Annotated in this window: 2 protein-coding genes; both read right to left on the minus strand. The window is 63.7% G+C overall.

The annotated features are described in order from the left end of the window. Positions 1 to 603: 603 nt before the first annotated feature. Complete coding sequence (locus tag EHS19_RS10255; protein WP_151917666.1) at positions 604 to 3,357, minus strand: ABC transporter permease; 2,754 nt, start codon at positions 3,355 to 3,357, stop codon at positions 604 to 606. A 48-nt stretch (positions 3,358 to 3,405) separates the two neighbouring features. Beyond that, complete coding sequence (locus tag EHS19_RS10260; protein WP_151917667.1) at positions 3,406 to 4,365, minus strand: ABC transporter ATP-binding protein; 960 nt, start codon at positions 4,363 to 4,365, stop codon at positions 3,406 to 3,408. Between the last annotated feature and the right edge of the window lie 560 nt (positions 4,366 to 4,925).

Here is a 4,925-nt window from a genome sequence, read left to right on the forward strand (position 1 = left end):
GCGCGCCATGTGACCATCATGCCGGAAACGTTGCAATATCAAGGTTTTCGCACCCCGGTCACGGGGAGCGTGGCGCTCCCTGTGACCAAACCCGCGCCACGTGACCAAACCCGCGCCACGTGACCAACCCAGAACCCCGTGACCAACCCGCGCCACGTGACCTTCCCCGCGCAAGGTTTTCTCGAACTCATCGGCCACTTCGAGAATAACTTGCGCTCCCGTTGACTCAGTGATCTTTTTTCGGGAATAATGCCCATTGCTCCCGAATTTTGTTCACTCAGACAGCCTCAGTGAACGAAATTCGGGAGATCACCGTTGTTTTCCCGAATTTCGTTCGCTCAATAGGATAATGCAACCGTAGCTACGCTTCGGCCAGCGCTTTGACAGGCCGAGCCGTAAAACGGACAGTCCAGTGGACTGCCCGTAGGCTCGGCCTGAACGAGACGACAGTCGAGTGAAGGAAACCATGAGCCTTCGCGCAAGCGAAGCCCACAATCATAGGACCGAGCCGTAAAGCGGACAGTCCAGTGGACTGTCCGCAGGCGAGGTGAGCGGGCGCGCTATCTGCGCCCGCGAAGGCCGCCTGTCGAGGCACCGACGAAGCTACGCTTCGGCGAGTGCCTCGACAGGCGGCACCCCCACCGCTCGACGCGCGGGCGCGACGCTGGCGACGAGCGCAGCCACGGCCGCCACGGCCAGGACGATGCCGTTGATCGTCCAGTCGATGGGGAACGCGACCTCACCGTACAGGCTGAACACCATGTAGGAGCCCAGCCAGCCGAACAACGTGCCGAGCACGATGCCCGCGACGCCGGCGACGAGCGACAGCATCAATGCCTCCACTGCAAGTGAACGCCGCAGCTGGCCGCGTGTCATGCCGATGGCGCGCAATGTCGCCGATTCACGAGTCCTCTCGATCACCGACAACGACAGCGTGTTGGCGACGCCGATGAGCGCGATGAGCACGGCCACGGCGATCAGTCCGATCAGCAGTTTGAGCATGCTGTCGATGATGGTCTCCCATGTCGCGCGTTCTACCACCGATCCGGTGACTACAGCGCCCGTGTCGTAGGAGAAGGTGTTCTGCATCTGCTCGAACACGTCGGAGAGCGTGGTTCCGGCCTTGTCCACATCGACGCGCATCAGCAGCATATGGCCGCTGGCGGTGATGTCGCCGTTAGTGAAATGCGTGTCGCTGACGAACGCGACGGCGCTCTGATCAGCGGAGACGTTGCGGAAGTCGGCGTTGACCGGCGTCAGCTCGAATCCGGCGCGTATCCGGCCGGCGCTCGTGTCGCTTTGATCGTTGCCAGCATCGCCGGCATCGCCCGCGGCATCTTCGGCATCCGCAGTGCCCGCCGCATCGGATGGCATGCCGGCGTATCCTTCGAATTCGCTGATTTTCAGCCGCTTGTCGCCGTATACGAGCCGTTCGCCGTCGCCGCCGCGATACGTCTGGATCAGCATCTCGTCGTTGCCGAGCGTCACGCCGTCCAAGTCGGCGCGCATGACGCCCTTGAGCTGGCTCACGTCGCGCACGCCGATGAGCAGCACGCTCATCTGGTCGCCCTTCGGATCGTCGATCGTCGCGATGGCGGTGGGCACGTAGAGCGTCGACTCCACGCCGCGGATCTTCGCCGCCTGCGCGATGTTCTTGTCGGACAGCTTCTCGCCGGTGACGGCCATGTCAACGCTGTATCGGTTCGCCAGCGTCTCTCCCATGGTCTGCTTGCCGCTGGCCGCGCCGGTCGCGATCGTGGAGACGAGCGTCACGCCGATGAGCAGCGCGGTTCCGGTGGCGGCAACGCGTCGCGGATTCTTCTGGATGTTCGAATTCGCAATCGTCGCGCTTGGTCCGATTCTGGCGACCAGCGCGCCGATGCCGCGCATGAGCAGCGGCATCCAGAACGTCGCAGTGACCATCAATCCCAGGAATATGGCCGCCGCCCCGGCGATCGCGAGCAGCAGCAGACTGGGGTATCCGCCGGTTTCGGCGATGGCGCCGCTGGCGATCAGCCCGTGCAGCCGCCAGACGGCGAATCCCGCTGCGACGAGTCCGATGACGAGCATGAACGTGCCGATCACGGCGCGCCCCTTGCCGGCGTGACGTTCCGCGTCGACGAGTTCGATGGGTCGCAGCGCCTCCAACGGCGTGACCGAGGTGGCGGTGCGTGCGGACGACAGCGAGGCGAGCACGGTCATGATCACGCCGAACGCGATCGGCACGACGAACACCGGCCAGGTCAGGATGAGATTCGCGACGGTTCCGCCGAGCATGCGCATCATGCCGCCGTGGATGACCGCAGCCATGAGCCCGATGCCCACGGCGACGCCAAGCACCGACGAGATCATGCCGAGCAGCATCGCCTCGGCGACCACCGAAGCATACAGTTGCCCTTTCTTCGCGCCGATCGTGCGCAGCAGCGCGAGCGTGCGCCGGCGCTGTGCGACGAGCACCTGGAACGTGTTCGCGATGACGAGCGCGGCGACGAACAGGGCGAGTACGCCGAAGCTGAGCAGGAACGTGGTGGTGATGCTGGTGCTTTGATCGGCGCCCAGGTTGGCGATCATACGGTCGCCGATCGCGGTTCGCGTGTCGATGGTGTAGCCGCTCGGCAGCAGTCCCCTGACCTCGTCGACGGTCTGGCTCGCAGCCGCCGAGTCGCCGCCGTCGATGTCGAGCAGCAGCATGGGGGCGACGACGTGGCTGAAATCGGCGACACCGTTCATCTGGGCGATGACGTTGTCGGAGAGCACCGAGCCGCCGCCGTAGAACGAGAACGCGCCTTTGGGGTCGTCGGTGATGCCGCTGACGGTCACGTCGGCGCGGCGATTCACCGTTTCGCCGTTGGTGTTCTGCTGTTCGCTGGTGACGCGTACCTTGTCGCCGATCTTCAAGCCAAGCCCGTTGGCGACGGATTGCGGCAGGGCGATGCGGTCGTCGCCGGACGGCTGCTCGCCCTGGCTGATCGTGACCGGCAGCAGGCTGCGGTCCGGCGAGGTGCCGATCGCGATGCCGGTTACGCTGCGTCCGTCCGCACTGATGGTGATGGATGCGTTGGTGTCGGCGCGCACGCCGCGCACGCCGTGGACGGCGCGAATCCGGTCGAGTCTGAACGTCGCCACGGTGGGCGTCTCGGGCGCGGCGTCGGCATTCGTGACGACGCTCGAGTCGCGGGAGACGACGTGGGTCGCGTCGGCATAGGATGCGGTCATCTGACTGCGCAGCGAATCCGACATCGAATTGGAGAACAGGAACGTCGCCGCGATGAACGCGGTGCCGATCAGGATGGCGATGCCTGCCGGGATGAGCATTCGCGCGCTTTTGCGCATGAGTTTGATGGTGATGGAGAACATGATGGCTTCCTTGGAGCTTCCTTGATCGTGTCGATAATGCGGTATCGCTCAGAAGGCGGTCGGCGCAGCGTTCGATGCGATCTTCGGCGCGACGGCGGATGCTGCGTTCGGTGCATTCGGTACGGGCGACGCGAACGACGCGGACGACGCGGGCCGGGCGGTTCCGATGGAGCGCGTGGCGCTGGCACGCTCGGCCATAAGCAGTTCGTTCATCTGTTCGGCGTTCGGATGCGGCACGTCGGCGACGATGCGCCCGTCCGCGAACACGATCGCGCGATCGGCGTAGGATGCGGCCACCGCGTCATGCGTGACCATGATGATCGTCTGGCCGAGTTCCCTGACGGAGCGCTTGAGGAAGCTGAGCACTTCGGCGCTGGACACCGAGTCGAGGTTGCCGGTGGGCTCGTCGGCGAACACGATGGCCGGCTTGGCGATCAATGCGCGCGCGATTGCGACGCGCTGCTGCTGGCCGCCCGACAGTTCGTTGGGACGGTGGTCGAGACGGTCCGCCAATCCCAGCGTTTCGACAAGCTGGCGGAACCAGCGACGATCCGGTTTCGCTCCGGCGAGCGTCAGCGGCATGAGGATGTTCTGCTCGGCGGTGAACATGGGCAGCAGGTTGAAGCTTTGGAAGATGAATCCGATGCGGTTGCGTCGCAGCATGGTGAGCTGATCGTCGCCCATGCGCGTGATGTCGGACCCGTCGAACATGATGTGGCCGGATGTGGCCGAGTCGAGTCCGGCGAGCGTGTGCATCAGCGTCGATTTGCCGGAGCCGGACGGACCCATGATCGCGGTGAACCGTCCCTGCTCGAACCGCACGTTCACGCCGCGCAGCGCATGGACCACGTTGTCGCCACGGCCGTAGTCCTTGACCAGATCGATCGCCTCGATGGCGGCCGGATACACGGTTCGATTGCCTGATTGGCCGCCTGACTGAACGGACTGCGGGCGTGCACCCGCCTGTGCCGGTGAGAATGCCGCGGCCTGCTTGACATCGTATTCCATCCTCGTTCCTCGCTTTCCTAAGCGTGCCGGGGCGGCTCCCCCGGCTGCTACCTATGAGGCTACGGAAAGCGAGCAGGAAAGGACATCATACGTCGGAGTGAAATGGCGGGAGCGTTCCCGCGGCATCATCCTCGCGGATGAGACACTCGGATGACACTGATCATGACACTGATCAGATACATCGGGAACAGATGAAAACAACAAAAAAGAGTCTTCGCCAGTTTGTGTGGTGTGTGGTGTGGCCTCGGTGTCTTCGCCGGGTGAAGTGGCCTGATTTTTGTTCCGTCTCTACTGTGAGACGGCTTGTGCCGTCTGCTGTCGATAATACTCGTTCTCCACGTCCTGTGGTGTCCTGTAGCCCAGCGCCGATTTCGTCAGTGACGGGCTTGTTTCGAGATTCTCTTGCGCTTGTGGGTCGGACAGCGCAAGATTCTCTCGACCTGAGGGTTTTCCGCGAGATTCTCTTGCGCTTGCGGGCTGCTCCGCGCAAGGTTTTCTCGGGATTAGCCCTGAGCTCGAACAAGACAGCTCTGAGTTCGAGATTCTCTTGCGCAAACCGG

Source organism: Bifidobacterium jacchi (assembly GCF_009078285.1).
GTDB classification, from domain to species: Bacteria; Actinomycetota; Actinomycetes; order Actinomycetales; family Bifidobacteriaceae; genus Bifidobacterium; species Bifidobacterium jacchi.